The following is a 19794-nucleotide window of genomic DNA, read 5'->3' as shown; positions in this document are numbered from 1 at the left end:
TTAAAGTTTTTATTATTCTACAATTGAGAAATTGTATTTTGTCCAAAGTCCCTGGAAGTTTCCACAGTTTCTTGGAGATACATTCCAACCACCTTCGTTGAAGAAAGGCTGGCTCATACCCCATAGAGATGCAGGAGTACCAGTCGCCAGGTTAGATGCAGGGATTCCTGCTGTTCCTGTACCTGTAACTGAAGTAGTAAATCCGTGGATCTGGATTGTGTTGTATGCTGAAGCTGAAGAAAGTTCAGAACCTGTACCTTCTACTTTAATACCCACAGGGTAACCTGTAACCACAGCGTTATTTAATGTTAATCTTCCGTGTCTTCTGATGTGGATACCGTTTTCATACAAAGCACCTTTAGTAGAGTTCTTAGAACCAACGATCGTAAGGTTGTTGATAACCGGGTGAGTCAACAATGATGTAGAAGAACCGTCTGCGTTGTTATCAAGCTCAATACCGTTAGAATCCGGGCTTGATCCGCTAAGACTGTGTGTAGAGTTGTAATCTGCCAAAGCAAGAGCACAAGTAATAGTTCCTGTATATCCGTTATCAAAATCGAAGTTATCATCATCCGCAGCGAAAGAAACAAGGTTTGAAGCGTTTACAGTACCACCGAAGAATTCAAAAGAGTCATCTTTTCCGAAAGATACCTGAATATGATCTAGAGTAGTTCCGTTTCCTACTCCTCCTAAAGTAAGTCCGTTGATTTCGTTTCCTGAGTTTGGAGCTAAAAGATCGAATCCTGCAAACTCAATACGTACATACTTCAATGTTCCTCCGTTGTGAGAAGCATTAGTACCTCCGTAATAGAAATCAGGACCAGATAATCCTTCAATTGTTTTTGTGAAAGGAGTGTTGGTAGGAGCATCTCCTAATATGATAACTCCTCCGAAATCACCAGGAGCAGCAGTTGTATCTTCATTTCCGTCCAGCAATTTGTAGCTTGTGAAGATGATTGGCTGTGCTTCAGTACCTGCTGCATTGATTTTTCCTGTTTTAGCAATTACCAAAACTCCTGTAGCAGTATTGCTTGTGTTTGGTTTAGCTTTAATGAATGTACCCGGCTGGATTGTTAATGTAGCACCATTTTTTACGGTTACAACTCCATCTAATTCAACTACACCGCTCCATGTAGTATTTGTAGTAATAGCACCACTTACGCTGGTTACCGGAAGAGCCGAAGCTGTAAGGTACTCAGCAGAAGTAGATTTCATTTCGAATGGAGATGATGAATCCGCCAGTTGATCGTTTTGACAAGCTGTAAGAGATAATGCTGCCACTGCAATTAGAGTTAGTCTTTTCATTGTTATAATTTTTAATAAATCCGGTCGTGTTATTTTATACCAGATCAGTTTTTTAATATTCAGGAATATCTGCCTCTCTATTCCTTCGATTTGGTTTTTAGAATTCATCCGTCACTGCAGGAGGAGCTGCATTGGGGAAGTTCCCATAGAAACCGTTAATACCTGGGAAAAGCCATTAACGCTCGGTTTTTTTCTGAACCGGTACTGCTGTGCGCTTCATCAGTATTCTTCCAGTCTTTGATCAGGTTACCGAAACCTGTACGGTGCTATCCTGAGCTCTTTTATATTATATATTTGGTGTCTTCTTTTTAAAAAGTATAATTCACACTTAGGCTGAACATTCTTCCGCTGTACGCCCGAAACATGATCTTATCAATATTTTTATCATACTTATCTGTTGCTCCCGGAAGAAGATCCCATGCTTCTCTTTCTGTACCAACGTTACTTCCTCCTCCATTTTTGGCAGCGAGATAAGAATTGAAGTTGTTATAATATTCCTTCACCCTGTTGAAGAGGTTTCTTACATTAAATTTCACTTCAAAGTTTCTGTTACGAAGGAATTTATAAGAAAGCTGTGCATCGGCTACAGCATAAGGACGCTGTATTTCCTCTCCTTTGTAAGCATATCCTACCGTGATGTACTGATCTCCTTTCGCGTTATACAAAAAGCTTAGTCCCAAACGGCTTCCATCATAGACCAATCCAAGGTTGTAGGCATAAGGAGTCTGTCCGTAAAGCGGTCGTTTCACTTCATACGTTTCATCATTATCACCTGTTTTATACAGGTCTTTAAAGGCCACTACTTTCGTATGGTTATAGGTAAAGTTTCCGCTTATGAAAAGCTTTTCCAGAAAAGTTCCGTCCGCAATAAAGCCTAAACTTTTTCTTACTTCGGCTTCCACTCCTATCAGCTTTGCATTTTTTGAATTTCCGTTGTATAAGAAAAGATTCCCTTCACTGGAAATATGCCCTTCACGTTCAATTGGCCTGTCTATATTTTTGTAATACAATCCTGCAGAAAATATCTCGCCCAGCCCCGGAAACCATTCAAATTTGAAATCATAATTATTAATGACTGAAGAACTCATTTCTGTATTGTAAATTAACCCATTGGCGATTGGATCAAAATATGGAAGCCCTGTTCTTTCATTAAACTGAGGGCGTATTACTGATTTATTATAAGCAAGTCTCAGGTTGATTTTATTGGTAGGACTGTATGTGAAATTCACAGAAGGCATCCATTGCCATGGTTTATCTTCTATCGCAGTTCTCATGATATACTTGGAATCTGAGGGATCCAGCTGTTGAGAAATCATATTGTACTTAAAATATTCTGCACGAAGCCCCCATACCAATCTTAACTTCTTCCAACGGTTGTCAAACATAACATATACGGCATGCTGATTAACTTCTCCTTCATATTTGTCATTTTTATAAAGTCCTCTGGTTTCCCAACCAATACCACCCGGAACATAATGGGAGCCATTAAACCAGTCAGCAAGCGAACCATACATCGTCAAATAGTTCTTCTCGCTATTCGGAACGTCCCGGTTTTCATCAACACGAAGGAAAAACTTCTGCTGTTGGTTGGTATTGTTTTTTATAGCTCCGGCATATCCGGTTTTAATAGTATTTTTAAAGCTTCCTGCGTCCATATCCCATTTCGCAGAAGCTCCATAGTTGTAGTCTGTTTCTCTGTTTTCAATATATCCTCTGTAGAAATCTGCTCCGGAATTATAGATCTTATGAAAGGCTAAAATTTCATTTCCGATAAAATCATACCGGGTGATATACTGTGTATAATCTTTGGTATCGGAAGAAACTCCTGTGCGAGCTCCAAACCAACTGATCTCTGTATTTCCTATTTTATGACTTCCTTCCAGCTTATTTTGCAAAAGGGTCTGAAAAATCGGGTAATTGGTATTATCGGTATAAGGTCTGTCTAATGTTTTGATCTGAGCCGGATCATTATTGGGAATAACTCCGTTATAAAAATAATTATAGGCTAATTCAGCATTGGCAGCCATTCCGCTCCCGGTTGAATATTCATTCCATCCTGTAACTCTTGTCAAAGTATTATCAAAAATATGGGTATATGAATTACGGAATGAAATTCTATTTTTTCCCAGCTGTAACCCGAAATTCAACATCCCAGCGAGCGTAGAATTATAATTGTAGGAAGCTCCGCTGTTTTTGAAATTGTAAAACGGAATCTGCCCATTGGCATCCGGCATTCCTGTTGTATCCAGCCAGTTTCCTCTTCCCGTATGGTCGATATCCAGTTTATTCTGTTCGTTTCTGATGACAAATGCTCCGGCAAATCCCCATTTATTATTGTTCCTCAGAGCGTAAGTTCTTCCCAGGGCCAGCTGTATATTAGATCCCATGTCACCTCTGGTTTTGTAGGTACTAAAATTATCATTGGTAAATTGTTTGGACTGTTCAAAAAATTTCGGATCCGTCCAGTTCATGGCTTCCAGTCCTTTGGGGAAATCCCTGCTTCCGTCATCATATCCAAAATAATCATACTTTCCCCGCTTGCGTGTCAGGAATTCTTTAAATGCCGACTGATCATTATAAGAAGTTCCCATTGTTACGGTTGTAAAATTTTCATTGGGAATATCTTTGGTTCTCACTTCTACATAACCTCCTGCAAAGCTGGCGTTCATATCGGGTGTTGCAGACTTACTCACCACTACACTTTCCACCATGGCTGTAGGAATGATGTCAAATGAGAAATTCTGATTATAAGCTTCCGTACTTGGGAGATTAATTCCGTCCATGGCTGCTGTATTCCATCGTTCACCCATAGATCTTACGACTACATATTTATTATCAATAGTGGTAATTCCCGTTACTCTTTTCAGAGTTCCTCCTACATCGCTGTCCGGTGTTTTGGAAATCTGCTCTGCTGAAATACCGTCACTCATCTGTGCCGCTTTTTTCTGTTGAGCAAGGAGCCCTGCCTGTGTATCTGCTTTACGGGCGGCGGTAATTACGACCTCTTTAATATCTGTGATTTTATCGGAAGCTTTGTTCAGGGCAAATGATACGGAACTTGTTTCTTTATTGATGACGGATAGTTTTTCAACTCTCAGCGTATTGTATTTTGGAGCTTTTATTGTAAGGTTATAGGTTCCCGAGGGAAGATCTACCGTAAAATCTCCGTTATTATCTGTTACTACAGTTTTCCGGGCTATAGTAATTTCAGCTCCGGTAATGGGATTTCCTACCTCATCCACTATTTTACCGGAAATACGCCCGTTTCCCAATACCGAAATGTTAGAATTTTCATATTTTATCGAAATAAGATCACCATGCAGACGATACACAACAGGAAGTCCATTGGTAATATCCTTCAGACAGTTGTTAACAGAAGTATTTTCACATTTTACTCCCTTTACCTTCAGCTCTTTAATATCTACTTTAGAATAGGCCAGTCTCATTCCTGTTTTTCCGGCAAATTCCTCCAAAACTTCAATCAACGGTCTGTTGGCAGGTACAGAAAATGTTACTTTCTGAACCAGCTCCTGTGCTTCTGTGGCTACAGTAAAAAATAAGGCTGCTATGGTAATCCTACATTTCAAACTTTTCATACTTAAAGTGTTCTCTTGATTATGATTATTTAATTTTTTGAGTAATGTTTTATTTTTTCAGGATATAGGTGTTTTCTTTTTTCTGTACTTCCAATCCCAGGATGAAGGCCAGTGATTCAATATTTTCTCCTACCGTTCCTCCGGTAAAGTCAGCAGTTATCTTCTTGTCTTCAGCATCTTTAGGATATAATACTTTTGTGTTGTAGTTACTCTCAAGAACAGCTACCACTTCTTTTAAAGGAACATCGTTAAAGCTTAAAGACAGTATTGCAGAAATTTTCTTGGCCGCATTTTTCACCGGACGTATTGAAATAACCGCTGTAGTACGTGCAATCCCGAAATTTGTCCATTTCTGATTTGGTTTCAGGAAAGAAACCGGAACTCCCGGAGAAGATACGGCCACCTTCCCTTCATAAAGATCAACCGCTTTTCTCTTTCCTGACTGTGAGATTTTAAATACAGTTCCCAAAACTTTAGTACTGAAACCATCAGCACGCACTACAAAAGGATGTATTTTTGACTTGGCTACGGAGAAGATTGCATCTCCTTTTAAATCCACAATTCTGGTAGAAGCAGGAAATGATTTTTCAACGGTAAGTTCCGCTCCTGGTAAAAGGGTAACCACAGACCCGTCTTCCAGATGAACAATACGGTTTTCTGATTTTGCAAGATAAACATCAGGCTTAATGAACATTGTATACGTAAAAATACCTCCCAACGACAAAAGCAGAATAATAACCGCTGCAATTTTATATAGATGTGTTTTAAACCTTTTTACAGAATGTATAGAAATACGATCTGTTTGAGGAAAATAATGCTCCAGTCCCGACAATACTCTTTCTCTGGATTCTTTTCTATGAACAGCATCCAGATCTTTTTCAGTACGGATTCTCCATTTTGTTAAAAGTTCTTTTTCCTTTTCAGAAATTGATTCTTCAGAAACTTCCCGTTCCCAAAGTCTGAAAACAAAGGCTTCAATATTTTTATATGTTAAACGATTTTTCATAAAGTCTTTCATGGTATTCACAGATACTTCTATCTATAAGACAGTGAAAATGAAAAACTTCCCCAGGGCATTCTTAACGTTATATTCACATTATGAGCAAATTGTTAATAATTTTCACCATTTTTCACATTTACCCAACATTAACCCACTATTTTGTTCCCGTTTTTCAGAAATATTTAATCTTACCACACCCAAAGTTCACAAAAAGTTAATTTTCCTTTAGGTAATTTTGCATCAACAATATGAGCCCAACAGACTATACATTATTAAAGAAAATAAAATCAGGCGACCGTCCTGCATTTATGCTGCTGTATGACCGATATTGGGATAGTCTATATAGCTTTGTCTTTGTACGGACCCGGGATAAGGAAATCGCTGAGGAAATCCTTCAGAACCTGTGGGTAAAGATTCTTGAGAATACAGATGTAATACAAACTGACGATTCAGAAAGTGCAAAAGGCTATCTTCTCCGCCATCTTCATTACCGTATCCTTGACTTTTATAACAGTTATAAAAAAGCTCCTCTCACGCTGAGTATTGACGAGTTTGATATCCCCAATGAATTTGAGATATCGGATACAGATTATTTTGAAATTCTTGAAGAAAATGAGATCAATACTTTATTATCGATGATTGATGAAGTGGTTGCCCAGCTTCCTTCAACGGAACAGCAGGTATATGATATGAGGATCCGGAAAAACATGTCCGTTAATGAAACTGCAGAAGCTTTGGGACTCAGCAATAAGACGGTAAGTAATAAATTAAGCAAAGCTTTGGGGGAAATCCGTGAACAACTGAATCCGGAATATCAGTCGTCTAAGAAATTGGTCTCTATCCTGTTGCTGATGGAGATTTTGATGAGGTATTGAGAGGTGGGATTCATGATTCATAATTGCGTCAATCGTCAATTTGCTACGCAGGCAATGGTCAATTTTTATAGCACGTTTTAAAATTCACAGCGAAGCGGACTCACTATTCACCATTCATTATTTATTATTTACTATTCACTAAACACCGGCAATAAAGCATTGCTAAAGTTCAATATTTTAAAGTCGGCAAGATCAGAATCAATGCTTTCATCATTATTGGTGAAAACAATGGTCTGCATTCCTGCATCTTTTGCTGCTTTTAATCCTGAGTGGCTGTCTTCAATAGCAATGCAGTATTCAGGAGAAACACCAAGGTTTCTTGCAGAGGTAAGATATACCGCAGGATGAGGTTTGCCCTGGGTTTCAAATTCGGACGAATGGACGGTATCAAACAGATCACGAACCTGAAGTTTTTCAAGAACAATATGTGCCACACGCAAAGGGGCATTGGTTGCCAGCCCTATTTTATATTCTTTATTCTTAAGATGTCTGATAAACTCCTGTACACCGGACATTGTACAGTCTTTGGTCTGTATCATTTCAATCACTCTTGTGACTACTTTATTTTCCAGATCAGACGCATCAAAATTTTCCCATGGAAATCTTTCATACCAGAATTCTGTCACTTCCTGAGTGGTCATGTATTTGGTTTGTACTGCAAGATCCTCTGTAACCTGTACTCCATAAGACGAAAATACATCAAGCTCTGCATGAGTCCAGAATTTTTCTGAATCTATCAGGACTCCATCCATATCAAATATTACTGCTTTTAAAGCCATTTTTTGAATGATAAATTAAATTACTGGCTGATTTTATAAACACAGCGCTGCCCGCCGGAAACAATATGATCTACTCTTTCAACCGTATATTCTTTCCCGATCAACGACTGGAAATTGGATAACTCAGCACGGCAGAACCCTTGACATTCTGTTGCTGCAGCACATATCGGGCAATGGTTTTCGATCAGTAAGTAATCTTTCCCTTCTTTTTTCCATTCTGCCATATATCCTTCTTCACTACGTACTTTTGCCAGGGATTCAAGGCGTTGTTCCAGAGATTTTGATTTAGAAAGTACTTTTTCATATCGTTCATGAGTATTCTTCTCACGATCACTGATTAATAAATCCAGAGCATTTTCACCTAAAAGATTTTTCACTGATTTCAGAATCTGAACGGTTACATCTGCATGGGTATCAGGAAACTGAGCCAATCCTTTCTCTGTAAGGGTATAGTAGGCAGATGGACGTCCCACACCTTCGCTCTTCACCGAAGAACGGATCAATCCCTCCTGAGCAAGATTCAGTAAATGTTTTCTTGCCCCTTCTTTGGTAATCGACAATTCTTCAGCAATAAGAAGTGATGTAACTTCGCCTCTCATCTTTAAAAACATCAGAATACGATCAGCAGCCGGCTTCTTCATTTGGCAATATTTAGGTTGTTTTATTTTTCAACAACAAATATAGTCATTTTCTATAACCTCCAAAAATAGCAGACAATCCAAACATTTACAACCAGTTATATTTTGAAAGAGCACACTCAATTAAACAACCAAAAAGTTGTTTAATTCAAATATATTTTTACCTTTGTCAGACAATAATCAAAAAAATAAATACGATGAACCCATTTACATTACCACAGTTACCTTATTCTTATGATGCTTTGGAACCTTTTATAGATAAAGAAACAATGACCATTCATCACCAGCGCCATCACCAGGCCTATGTTGATAATCTGAATGCAGCCCTGGCACAAACCAGTGAAATCAATCCCGATCTTGATTCTTTACTGCAAAGGATAAGTGAATACAGCCCTGCTGTAAGAAATAACGGCGGAGGACATTACAATCACTCTTTATTCTGGGAAATTCTTTCACCTCAACCCAAACTTAATCCTGAAGGTGCACTTAATGATGCTGTCATTGCTACTTTTGAAAGTCTTGAGAACCTTAAAGCAGAAATGAAAAAAACAGGTCTGTCACAATTCGGGTCCGGATGGGTATGGCTTTTTATAAAATTCAATGGATCTCTGGCTATCAGTTCCACACCTAATCAGGATAACCCAATGATGGATGTTCTTTCGATGAACAGAGGCTTCCCTATTCTTGGAATAGATGTGTGGGAACATGCTTATTATCTGAACTATCAGAATAAAAGGGCAGATTATCTGGATTCTTTCTGGTCTGTTCTGGATTGGTCTGCTGTGGAGAAAAAATATGAAGAGGCTTTATCAAAAGTAAGATAATTAACATCAAATATAATAAACTATGACTGAGGAAACTTTTATCAATAAAGCAAAGGCTTCAGGCATTATTGCTCTTGACCTTTCAGACTACAAGCCTACAACGGAAATTGTAGAACTGGATATTAAAGATCATCTTTTTATGGGAATGATTGTCAAGGAGAAAGAATTTAAAGAATCAATTGCTGCGGTGGATTTTTCTGTCTATAACGAAAAAGCAGTAGGAATCATCTGTTCTACGGATGCCATTATCCCGCCATGGGCCTATATGCTGATCATGGAAAAACTATCTCCTTATGCTTCTTATGTTGATTTAAACAGTGCAGAAACGGTTCTGCTCGACCTCTGGAAACGCCGTCTCATTTATGCAGACCTGAAGCATTACAGAAATCAGAAAGTAGTTGTCCGTGCGAGCACCCATCATGATCCTGCGCTCTATTTATTAGCTGCTGGACTTCTGAAACCGTTAGTTAAAACACTGATGTATGGTGAGATAGGTTTACCCAAAGTAATTTTTAAACAATAAAAAATGAAAGCAATCATATTCAATGGGTCTTTGGAAAGAAGAACACAATCTACTTCCGGACTGATTTCCGACTATTTTTCAGAACGTCTGAAAATGCTGGGAATTCAGACTGACATTTTCACCCTTGCGGATTCCGGCATTCCGCTATTTGATGTCACGCTTACTAAAACTCCTTTAGCAGTAGAACGTATGACCCAAATGTTTACCAATGCCGATCTGCACATCTGGCTGACTCCGCTTTACCATGGAAGTATTCCGGGAGTGATGAAAAATTGCCTGGACTGGCTTGAAATGACTGCCAACAGGCATGAACCTTATCTTACCGATAAAACAGTTGGGTTAGTATGCTGGGCTGATGGTCTGCAGGCAATGCAGGGAATCAATGCTATGGATTCAATTGCCAAGTCATTGCGTGCCTGGCCATTGCCATTCAGTGTCCCTATTGTCAGGTCATCATTATTTGATCCTGAACATTCAACTGAAATTTCGGATTTTTATTCCGGTAAGTTTGATAAGCTGATCAGCATCGCAACAACTAAAAAAATAGAAAGCCTGAATTCTTCAACATTCATACTACCAAAAGATTAGCTTCCAGATGCCCTTTACAATGCAGATGCATGGACTGCCGGTAGAAATTGCTGCAGATTAATGATTTAAAAATAAAAATTAGCACACTTTATGCTGCTTATTTTCAAAAGAACAGTGTTGAACTGCTGTAATTAAGTTTAGCAGGGATTTCTGAATCGTCCGACGTTGCAGAAATCCCTTTTAAAAACCCTCTAAACATACACAATATGGCTATAAAAATAACGGATGCCTGTATCAACTGTGGAGCCTGCGAACCCGAATGCCCCAACTCAGCCATTTATGAAGGCGCTATCGACTGGCGCTGGAAAGACAAAACAAAGCTTTCAGGGCATATTACATTTCCTGACGGAACAGAAGGAGATGCTGATGCTTACAATGAGGCTGTTTCGGATGAAGTTTATTATATTGTCTCCGGAAAATGTACGGAATGTAAAGGTTTTCATGAGGAACCACAATGTAAAGCTGTATGTCCTGTAGACTGCTGTATAGATGATCCTGATCATCGGGAAACAGAGGAAGTACTATTGGACCGGCAAAAATTCATGCACAGTGCTTAAATTTCTATCTTTTATATTTAATTTCAATAAAGGGCGGGCTAAAACCCACCCTTTTATATTTCTTTTCCGGTCTTAGCGCAAACTTATTTTGCTTTAATCCCAGTGTAGATTTTTTGGGTAAAAGGAGTTTCGATACCAAGTTCAGCTCCATATTTTAAGACAGCTCCGGCAAATAATTCCAATTCGTTATCTTTCTTTCCTGAGTTAACATCAAGCTGTAAAGATGTGGGTGTTTCAAAAGGAAATGTAGAAGCTTTCTCGAAAGTTGCACTGATAATGTCTTCCTGCAAATCAATTCCTTTTTTAGCTGCGATCAGCTTTATTTCTTTCATAATTTCAGCGGCTTCGTTTCTCTGCTGTTCATCAGTACATACAGCTCCTATAGATGAATTATACTTAGCTGTTACCAATCCGAAACTGGCAATGAAAATAAATTTCGTCCAGATATCCGTTAATGAATTGTCTTTAAAATCAAAATCAATTTTACTTTCGCTCAAAAGATCGGTAATCCACTCTACAGAGGTAGAAAAATGCTCAGGATCTCTTCCCACAATCATTTTCCCGGCTTTTCCTTTATGCTCCACGGTTCCTCTTTCCTTAATATGAGAAGCTACATAGATGCAGGTTGGAAGAACTGTATGTTCAGGAATTATTTTGCGTATTCTGTCATAGATATCTGCACCGTTCATCATCGGAAGTAAGACTGTATTTTCATTGATGACTGGCAGTAACTGTTTACACACGTTTTCAAGATCGTATTCTTTTACGCAGATCAGTACCAGATCAGGATTTTCAATCTCCCTGATGTTCTGTACAATTGTATCAGGATGAGTCTGCGGATTAGCATGTTCAGGAGACAGCAAAGTCAATCCGTTATCTTTTACTTTCTCATAAGTTTCTCCACGGGCAACAAAGGAAACGGTATATTTCCGCGAAATTTCATTAGCCTGATTTATTTTAAATCCAAAATAACCGCCTACACCTCCCAATCCTACTACTACAATATGTTTTTTGTTCATGAAATTATTTTTAGCAAAGATCAGTGATGATCTCTGAAATATCACTTGACAAATGAAAAGAAATTATATTTTATGAATATCCCTTCTGATCCGGCTCAGTGAGCTGTCTTTGATACCCAGATAAGAAGCAAGTATCTTCAAAGGAACATGCTGAAAAATATCGGGATCTTTCTTCATCAGATTGAAATATCTTGTGGAAGCTTTCTGACTTGCCATTTCTATCAGTCTGTCATGAATATTATAGTAATTCAGGACAAAAAGAAGCCTGCTGAACTCCCTGAATTCAGGAATATTATGAAAATTATCCTGTACATTTTCCAATCCTGTTTCCCAGAAAACACAGTCAGTCACCGTCTGGTATATTTCTTTGGCAGGCTGCTGCCTGAAGAAAGACAGAAAATCATTCACAAAGCAAGGAGCTGTATAGATATTAGTTGTAATCTCCTCATTATCTTCATTCAGTATATATGAACGTACATAGCCTTTTTCCAGAAAGTATGTTTTGGTACTGATGGCATCTTTATCCAGCAAAACAGTATTTGCTTTTAATTCAAAATGGATAAATTTTTCTGTGATCTTTTCAACCACCTCCGCTTTGATACTGAATAAGGAATGAAAGTAGGTGTTAAGTAATGATTTGTCCATGAGAATAAGAGCTGTTATACATTTATTTTTGAAATCTTTCCGAAACAAAAATAAGATTTAAAAACCATTGAAGTAAAGCACAAATCTTTTAATTCTAAAATATTATCCTATAAACTTTTACTATTTTTATCTTTAATTTGCTGAAAACTTTAGGCTTTGTTTTGATCCTGTACAATGAAGAATATCTTGCTGGTTTATAACAAATTTTGTAATTTCATTCATTAAACCCAGTCTGCCACAGACCATATTATGGACAATGACTTCACTTATAATTTCATCGAACCTGATGAAGAGATCGCGGATTTTGTTGAAAATCTGGGAACTTTTCAGAATCTTTCAGATGAGGCTAAAGAAGTGGTGATTATTCCTGACGGAAGAATTGATTTATTTTTTTCACAGTCTGCCTCAGAACCTTTTCATATTACCCTTCTCGGACTGGAAACTTATCCTGAACAAAGATATATTGCTCCTCAGACAATTGCTTTTGTTGTCAGTTTCAAACCTCTTGCAGTTGAATATATTTTAAATACCTCCATTGCAGATCTATTGAATATAGGAAAAGAACTTTCTCCCGATTTCTGGAATTTTAAAGCAGATGATTTAAATGATTTTTCCAGCTGTTGTACAAAAGCAATTCAAAAAATAAAAGAACTGCTTCCTTCAAAGGTAGATGAAAGAAAACGCAGACTTTTCGACCTGGTTTATACTTCAAAGGGTGAAATGAGCGTGCAGGAACTTTCTGAAAAAACAGGCTGGAGCAGCAGACAAATTAACCGTTATTTTACCAAACAGCTCGGTTTATCATTAAAAGCCTACTCTACTATTTTGCGTTTCAGAGCATCTTTGGAACACATTGCACAGGGAAGACTCTTTCCCGAACTCAATTATACTGATCAAAACCATTTCATCAAAGAAGTAAAGAAATTTTCAGGAGTTGCTCCCAAAGAATTATCTAAAAATAAAAACGACCGATTTGTACTATTATCAGTGTTAAAAGGAAAATAAATTTGCATTGTAAAATTTAAACTAACAATGCTGATAGACAATAAATCAATAGCAATCGTTGGCGGCGGTCCCGCAGGACTTACACTGGCAAGACTTTTACAGTTGAAAGGTGCAGACGTAAAAGTATATGAAAGAGATTTCAATAAAAATGCACGGGTACAGGGTTCCCCTCTTGATATGCATGAAGATTCTGGGCTGGCAGCCATACGCAAAGCTGAGCTGCTGGAGGAATTTAAGAAGACTTTCCGACCGGGAGCAGACAAAACCCTGATCATGAATGAACAGGCTCAAATATTTTTCAATGATCATGAGACGAAACCTGAAGAAGATTTTGGCGAAGAAAATTTCCGCCCTGAAATAGACCGCGGGCCTTTAAGGAATATGCTTTTAGAATCATTACATCCTGAAACCGTAGTCTGGGACAGTCATTTCCTCACGATGGAGCGTAAGAATGAAGGATGGCTTCTGCATTTCAAAAACGGAACTTCAGAATATGCAGATCTTGTTATTGCCGGTGATGGAGCCAATTCTAAAATACGGCCTTATCTTACTGATATTAAACCTGTTTATTCCGGAATCATCATGCTGGAAGGCAATGTTTCAAAAGAAAATGCACCTCAGATTGATGCTATGATTAAAGGTGGGAAAATAATGGCATTTGGAAATACCAAAAATATCTTATTAGGTCAGAAAGGCAATGGAGACCTGGGATTTTATGCAAGCTTTAAAGCTGATGAAAACTGGCCTGCTGACAGCGGTCTTGATTATTCTGATCATGCACAGATGCTAAAATGGTTCAAAACAGAATATTCCGGATGGAATCCTATCTGGGATGAGTTGTTTGAAAATGCTGTAACGCCGTTTATTCCGCGCCTGATCTACTCTATGCCTTCAGATCAAACCTGGGAAGCACAACCCAATCTGACACTGATTGGTGACGCTGCCCACGTAATGCCTCCGTTTGCAGGAGAAGGCGCTAATATGGCCATGCTGGATGCCCTTGAACTGAGCGAATATTTAACAAATAACAGCTACAGCACATTACAGGAAGCAATTTCCGGCTATGAACATCATATGCGTAAAAGAGCGGCTATTGCCACACAGGAATCTCTTGAAAACGGAGAACGGATGCATTCTGAAAAGTCACTAACAACCATGCTGGATTTCTTTAATGGTCATCTTACTTCATTATAAACAAAAGGCTGCCTCAACCAGAGACAGCCTTTTTCAGTTAAATAAACTTTTTTTCTCTCCGCTTTTTTAGATCCTGATGCAGAGATTCATGTGTGTTATTTCTTGATTAACTTAGTATTGTAAGTATTCTTCTCATCTTTTATAGTGATCACATACATTCCTTTTACCAAAGAAGCAACGTTGATTTTACCTTCAATTTTACCTTCCTGAACTAATCTTCCGTCTGCACTGTAGATTTTGTAATCTGCTTTACCTTTAAGATTTTTCACTTCTACAAATGTATCTGCAGGGTTAGGATAAATAGATACCTCTGAAGATTTTGTGTCTATAGCCTCTCTCACAGCAAGAGCACCAGCAGTAATTTTAACAGGAAGATCCAAAATACCACCCGCATTGCTTGCCAGTTCACCACAAGTATCAGTAAGAGCTGCAGTTGAATATTTACCAACAATTCTCATTCTTAATAATTTATCTCCTGTATATGATGTGGCTGGAACCGTAAAGTTATGATCTCCAAAATTTACAAGCCCTTTCGGAGCACCACCTGATATACTGCTTACTCTCTCAGTAGCTTCAAATACTCCGTTTCTGTTATAATCAATCCAAACAGAGACATTTTCATTTGCAGCAGCAAGTAAGTTTACAACAGCAGGCTTTAGTGTATAAGAACTCCCCTGAACAAGATTCACTATTTTAGAAGGATCCTCGCTTAAGTCTATATATGATCTTGCAACCCCATTAAAGTAATCCAAATTCGCTACTTTAACAGATACAATTCCGGCAAAGTAAGGTGACCCTGAATTCAATATACAGTAATCAACTCCTGTCTTTAAACCTTTTGTTTTAAATGTATAATTATTAGAAAAAGCCCCGACAGCAGAGTTCACTACAGCTGCAACCTGTACTTCATAATTTGTTTCGTCTTCTAAGTTATTTAATACTAATGAATTTGTCGGGCTCACTGCATTGGACCAGTTTACAGTTCCTGCTTTTCTATAATTAACAGAATAGGTAGCTCCCGGAACACTGTTCCAAGATACCCTCGCTGTTGTTTTGAAAATCTCAGTATCTATAGTGGAAAGACCTGTAGGTGCTGACGTAGGAGATGTAGGTGCACTGCCCACAGTAATGGCAGGAGATACTGCGTAAAAAACGTTTCCTACAGCTGATATTCTTAATTTTACAGCTCCATTTATATTAGCCGGCATTTGTGCACTAAAACTTCCGGTATTAGGAGTTGCAGCAACAAGGTTCGTCCAGCTGGCTCCATTATTTGTAGTATAATCTATTTTTACGCTCGCTGTATTATAAGGTGCAGCATTCGTATTGGCAACATCCCAATAAATTGTGCCTACAGCATCATTATACAACACTGAAGATGCAGTAAGCCCATTGAATTTGAATGGACCATCATTCCCAACTGTTACTGTAGTTGTTGAGGTTGAAACCATTGGGCGCTGAGCGTTCAGATCTCTTACCGTTACAGCATAATTCAATGTTCGAGGAATATATGATACAGTTTCCCATCCCTGCTTATCTGTAAGTATTCCGTTCATCACAGTCTCCAGCTTAGGAAAATATCTTCTTCCATTTGGTGTACCAGGAACTGATCTCGTTAAGGCTCCTTTGGGATTATACCCCCATCCGCTATCTCCTGAAATGGTAGAAAAATCATCTGTAGTATCGTTCTGCTCCCAAGTATAGTTTACAGCATCATTTTCAGCATCTGCAGCAGAAGCTTCAAGATAATAAGCCGTTCCTTTAGGAATGTTATACGCTGACAATGGATTAATTGCCGGAGCTGTATTATTAATAATATTTTGAGATGCTCCACATGTAGATTTATTTTCTAAATTGGTCAGTACCTGATCAATGGATTTGTAATGAAAATATCCATCTGCGTTTGCCTGTACATTATCATAGGTAATCCCTGCATATCCCATGATTGTTGTTCCTCCTCCCGGTTCTACATTCGCTCCCTGAAGAGCATCTGTAACAGAAGTATTTGAAAATGTATGATTAGCTCCCAGCTGGTGTCCCATTTCATGTGCTGCGGTAAAGTCAAAAACTTCACCAGCAGGTACAGGTCCCTGGGTATAAGCTGATCCTTTTTTAATTTCTGTATTATTGGCAGGATCTGTACAGACAATCCCAATTCCACCGGCATTTCCACTTCTTTCTGCATTTTGATGAAGAACGTGCCCAATATCGTAGTTGGCATTTCCTACTGCAGAAGTAAGGGTCTGCTGTAACTGAAGATTTAAATTATCTGTATAAGGATCAGATGCAGCATCAAGATATATAATCTGTGGAAGGTTCTGAACTGTTAAATGAGCACCAAAATCTCTTTCAAAAACACCATTTATACGGGTCATGGTATTGTTCATTGCTGCCAAAACAACTCCTTTTTTCACATCATCTGTTGCGTTGGCAGGAGTTCCCGCTGCGGTCAATTGATATTGGCTGTATTCTCCGGTAACGGATAATGCCATTCTAAAATTTCTGTATTTTGTATTGGTAGGTCTGCTTGTAATTCCCACTCCGGAAAGCATTTTTTTACCATTTTCTACCAGCTTATTCATATTTTTAAAATCATACTCCCCGGTATCACATTTAAAACCATGCTCCCCTGTTTCTTTTGATTTATAAAATACACCGTAAGTTTGTTTATCCGTACTTATGGGTTCTATAAATTGGAATACACCATCTTTGATAATCATAGACTGCATGTCAGTAGGGGATGTACTGAATCTTAAATACTTAGAAGAATCATCCACACCAATTCCCACATAGGATCCCAGCTGATATTCGTCTACAAGCGATTTATCCATTACAGGATTGCTATAGACAGCAAATTTTTCAATCTTTCCTTCTGCTGTTGGTAAAGAAATAATAACAGGACGTGCATTCTTTCCCGTTTCTTCAGCATTTTTCAGCATTTCTCTCAGGGACTTCAGATCAACTCTGTAAGACTGCTGCACTTCTACACCTTCTCTTATCTGCAAAGATTTCTGAGAAACAGATTCCCATCTCTGAGCATTGAAAACTGTAAAACAAGACGCTAATGCGCAAACAAATAAAATTCTTTTTTTCATAAAGCTCTATTAAAGTTATTTTGGAGGAGTATATTGTGATTTTTATTGAAAGGATTATCCGGCTTCTGCCTTCAAAGACACTGATAATCATTATCATAAATTCAATAAAACAAAACATATCATGTGATATTCACAACTAAACCCGTTGCAAAACTTACATTTTCTGAATAAAAAACAAAAAAAAACGATACTACACAGATACAACATGATTATAAATAATTATATTTCAAGGATTTACACTTTAATTCTAATTATTTATTTAATCCACAAAGATTTTGAAAAGGTGAAATTATTTGAGAGTTCTTATCAAGATACTGATAAAAAAACATGGAAAATCAGGGCTAAAAAACATTGTCAAAGAGTTTATTATTTTAAAATACAGGCTAAAAAACGAACTGCTTTAAAGTTGCTGGTCCTTTTTTCTAAAATAAATCCACAAATCCAACATAAAATACAATAACTTAACTATCAGTTATTTAAAAATACAAATATGTGATGTAGTATTCATGTAGTATAGCTTTTTTTCTTGTTTTCATTAAAAATTTTCATATTTGAACAGAGAAACCACAAAAAAATTCAAGTGGTGAAAAGAGAATATTTTCGAGTACTGTCTGACATGATAAATCAGACAGTTTTTTTTGAAATTATTTCAAGGTATCAAAGAAATGATAAATATCTGTTTCTCCAGGAATATTCAGTTTCTTTCTTATTCTGTATTTTTTCTGCTGCACACTTCTGTGCTGAACCAAAGTATAATTTGCAATTTCTTTGGATGTAAAATGCAGTTTCAGCATCGCACAAAAAATCAATTCAGAACTTTCAAGGCCGGGATTAATTGTTAAAAGCTGATCTATAAATTCAGAATAAACTTCTTTAAAACGATTCAGAAATTCGGGATCATTCTTCTTACCAAGTTCTATGATCTCTTCCTGCTTGTTGTCATTCATTCTGATTTTCAGATTTTCGGCTTCTATTGTAAGTACTTCTTTTCTTTTTCCAAGGGCTCTGATAATTCTCCATGCATATAATCCCAGCAGAGAAAGACCTACCAATGATAAAAAGAAAATCCAGTATATTTTACTTTTATGATGGGCTGCATCCTGTTGGGCTCCGGTAATGAAAGATTCCATATCCTGATTGATCGTGGCCGCTAAAGATGTATTGGTTTTATAATAAGCTTCTGTATATGCTTTCAAATAAAGGTATGCTTTTTCTTTATCTCCTGTACGTTCATACAACATCCTGAGATCGTTATAGATATATTTACCATAGTAGGCATAGATACGTTTGGTCTTTTCATTGATTTTCAAAGCCTTCTTAAGAGTTTCTTCTGCCTTATCATACTGTTTGTTGGTAAGAAAATATTCTCCCATAATAGTATTGGCATACAGGGCAATTCCGTCTTCCTTCCCTCTTATATTAGCTTTATTATAAGCAGTAGCAACGTATTTGTATGCAGAATCTTTATTCTTATGCATATAAACGTAATCCCCTATTGCACAATCGGTAAGACCTGTATTATCCATTTTTTTTGCCCTGTGAAAGTATTCAAGTGCTCTTTCATAATCCTTTTTTTGGATAAAATAAATGGCCTGTCTGAAATAAATACTGAAAAGAAGGTCATTTTTAAGTTCAGATTGACCGCTTTTCTGGATCAGGCTCATCGCTTCATTATTATATTGAAAAGCTTTGTCAACCCGTCGGAGTTCTAAATTGAACCTGCCGTAAACATTATAAAATCTGGCTTTGTGTATATTATCTTCTGAATGATCCAGGATTTCTTTTGCGTTATCGAAAAGAATCTGAGATTTCTGAAAATTTTCTAATGAAATATTAAGCTCTGCCAGATTGATGTAGCACAGCGCTTTTCCGTCTGCATAATTTATTTTATCAGCCAGTTTGTAATACCTTTTATTGAGATTGATCAGAGAGTCATATTCTCCGGCCACTCTGAATTTCTCATTCTGCTTCAGAAGAGAAACATCAAATTTCTTTTCAGCCTCCTTTTTTGAATAAGAATGGCATGAAACTAAAATAATAAGTAAAACAGCAAGAAAAATACGTGTCATATGTTTCTTTATTTAAGCTAAATTTCTGTATAAATTATGATTAAAAATGATCTCTCAGAATAAATTGCACTCTATTCTTTTC

At 37.5% G+C, this 19794-nt stretch carries 16 protein-coding genes; 7 read left to right on the top strand and 9 right to left on the bottom strand.

The window, feature by feature from the left end; all coding sequences use genetic code 11:
- Window positions 1-12 precede the first annotated feature (12 nt).
- The 3 genes from CHRYMOREF3P_RS22990 to CHRYMOREF3P_RS22980 form a co-directional block, all read right to left on the bottom strand.
- Window positions 13-1305 (bottom strand): hypothetical protein, encoded by a 1293-nt coding sequence (locus CHRYMOREF3P_RS22990; RefSeq protein ID WP_180565602.1) that lies wholly within the window; start codon window positions 1303-1305, stop codon window positions 13-15.
- Window positions 1306-1613: 308 nt separating this feature from the next.
- Window positions 1614-4901: a TonB-dependent receptor gene (locus CHRYMOREF3P_RS22985; RefSeq protein ID WP_180565601.1), complete on the bottom strand. Its 3288-nt coding sequence runs from the start codon at window positions 4899-4901 to the stop codon at window positions 1614-1616.
- 49 nt (window positions 4902-4950) lie between these two features.
- Window positions 4951-5907, bottom strand: coding sequence for a FecR family protein (locus CHRYMOREF3P_RS22980; protein ID WP_232539085.1), 957 nt, complete (start codon window positions 5905-5907; stop codon window positions 4951-4953).
- Window positions 5908-6149: 242 nt separating this feature from the next.
- On the opposite strand from CHRYMOREF3P_RS22980, the gene CHRYMOREF3P_RS22975 reads away from it, so the two are divergent.
- Window positions 6150-6776, top strand: coding sequence for an RNA polymerase sigma factor (locus CHRYMOREF3P_RS22975; RefSeq protein ID WP_077414671.1), 627 nt, complete (start codon window positions 6150-6152; stop codon window positions 6774-6776).
- 131 nt (window positions 6777-6907) lie between these two features.
- Here CHRYMOREF3P_RS22975 and hxpB read toward each other — a convergent pair whose 3' ends face one another.
- A complete protein-coding gene (hxpB, locus tag CHRYMOREF3P_RS22970; protein WP_077414673.1) occupies window positions 6908-7555 on the bottom strand; it encodes a hexitol phosphatase HxpB in 648 nt (215 codons plus the stop codon).
- Between the two features lie 20 nt (window positions 7556-7575).
- Window positions 7576-8196: a helix-turn-helix transcriptional regulator gene (locus CHRYMOREF3P_RS22965; protein WP_077414675.1), complete on the bottom strand. Its 621-nt coding sequence runs from the start codon at window positions 8194-8196 to the stop codon at window positions 7576-7578.
- A 194-nt stretch (window positions 8197-8390) separates the two neighbouring features.
- Here CHRYMOREF3P_RS22965 and CHRYMOREF3P_RS22960 point away from each other — a divergent pair, with 194 nt between their 5' ends.
- The 4 genes from CHRYMOREF3P_RS22960 to CHRYMOREF3P_RS22945 all read left to right on the top strand — a co-directional run bounded on the left by CHRYMOREF3P_RS22960 (window position 8391) and on the right by CHRYMOREF3P_RS22945 (window position 10685).
- Window positions 8391-9017 (top strand): superoxide dismutase, encoded by a 627-nt coding sequence (locus tag CHRYMOREF3P_RS22960; protein ID WP_180565599.1) that lies wholly within the window; start codon window positions 8391-8393, stop codon window positions 9015-9017.
- A 22-nt stretch (window positions 9018-9039) separates the two neighbouring features.
- Entirely contained in the window at window positions 9040-9540 is a 501-nt protein-coding gene (locus CHRYMOREF3P_RS22955) for a DUF2480 family protein (protein WP_077414679.1), read from the top strand.
- Window positions 9541-9543: 3 nt separating this feature from the next.
- Window positions 9544-10128, top strand: a complete 585-nt coding sequence (locus CHRYMOREF3P_RS22950) for an NADPH-dependent FMN reductase (RefSeq protein WP_180565598.1) — start codon at window positions 9544-9546, stop codon at window positions 10126-10128.
- 206 nt (window positions 10129-10334) lie between these two features.
- A complete protein-coding gene (locus tag CHRYMOREF3P_RS22945) occupies window positions 10335-10685 on the top strand; it encodes a 4Fe-4S dicluster domain-containing protein (RefSeq protein ID WP_077414683.1) in 351 nt (116 codons plus the stop codon).
- A gap of 83 nt (window positions 10686-10768) precedes the next feature.
- On the opposite strand, the gene CHRYMOREF3P_RS22940 is transcribed toward CHRYMOREF3P_RS22945, so the two are convergent.
- Together CHRYMOREF3P_RS22940 and CHRYMOREF3P_RS22935 are read right to left on the bottom strand one after the other, a co-directional pair.
- Window positions 10769-11704, bottom strand: coding sequence for a ketopantoate reductase family protein (locus CHRYMOREF3P_RS22940; protein WP_077414685.1), 936 nt, complete (start codon window positions 11702-11704; stop codon window positions 10769-10771).
- A gap of 63 nt (window positions 11705-11767) precedes the next feature.
- Entirely contained in the window at window positions 11768-12349 is a 582-nt protein-coding gene (locus tag CHRYMOREF3P_RS22935) for a Crp/Fnr family transcriptional regulator (protein WP_077414687.1), read from the bottom strand.
- A 249-nt stretch (window positions 12350-12598) separates the two neighbouring features.
- Between CHRYMOREF3P_RS22935 and CHRYMOREF3P_RS22930 the strand changes: the two genes are divergently transcribed.
- Entirely contained in the window at window positions 12599-13354 is a 756-nt protein-coding gene (locus CHRYMOREF3P_RS22930) for a helix-turn-helix domain-containing protein (RefSeq protein ID WP_180565597.1), read from the top strand.
- Window positions 13355-13381: 27 nt separating this feature from the next.
- Complete coding sequence (locus CHRYMOREF3P_RS22925) at window positions 13382-14548, top strand: FAD-dependent oxidoreductase (RefSeq protein WP_180565596.1); 1167 nt, start codon at window positions 13382-13384, stop codon at window positions 14546-14548.
- Window positions 14549-14643: 95 nt separating this feature from the next.
- On the opposite strand, the gene CHRYMOREF3P_RS22920 is transcribed toward CHRYMOREF3P_RS22925, so the two are convergent.
- Both CHRYMOREF3P_RS22920 and CHRYMOREF3P_RS22915 read right to left on the bottom strand, forming a co-directional pair.
- Window positions 14644-17643, bottom strand: coding sequence for a reprolysin-like metallopeptidase (locus CHRYMOREF3P_RS22920; RefSeq protein WP_180565595.1), 3000 nt, complete (start codon window positions 17641-17643; stop codon window positions 14644-14646).
- Window positions 17644-18287: 644 nt separating this feature from the next.
- A complete protein-coding gene (locus CHRYMOREF3P_RS22915; protein ID WP_180565594.1) occupies window positions 18288-19712 on the bottom strand; it encodes a tetratricopeptide repeat protein in 1425 nt (474 codons plus the stop codon).
- Between the last annotated feature and the right edge of the window lie 82 nt (window positions 19713-19794).

The organism is Chryseobacterium sp. JV274 (assembly GCF_903969135.1).
GTDB lineage: Bacteria > Bacteroidota > Bacteroidia > Flavobacteriales > Weeksellaceae > Chryseobacterium.
This window is presented reverse-complemented; position numbering and strand designations above follow the sequence as displayed.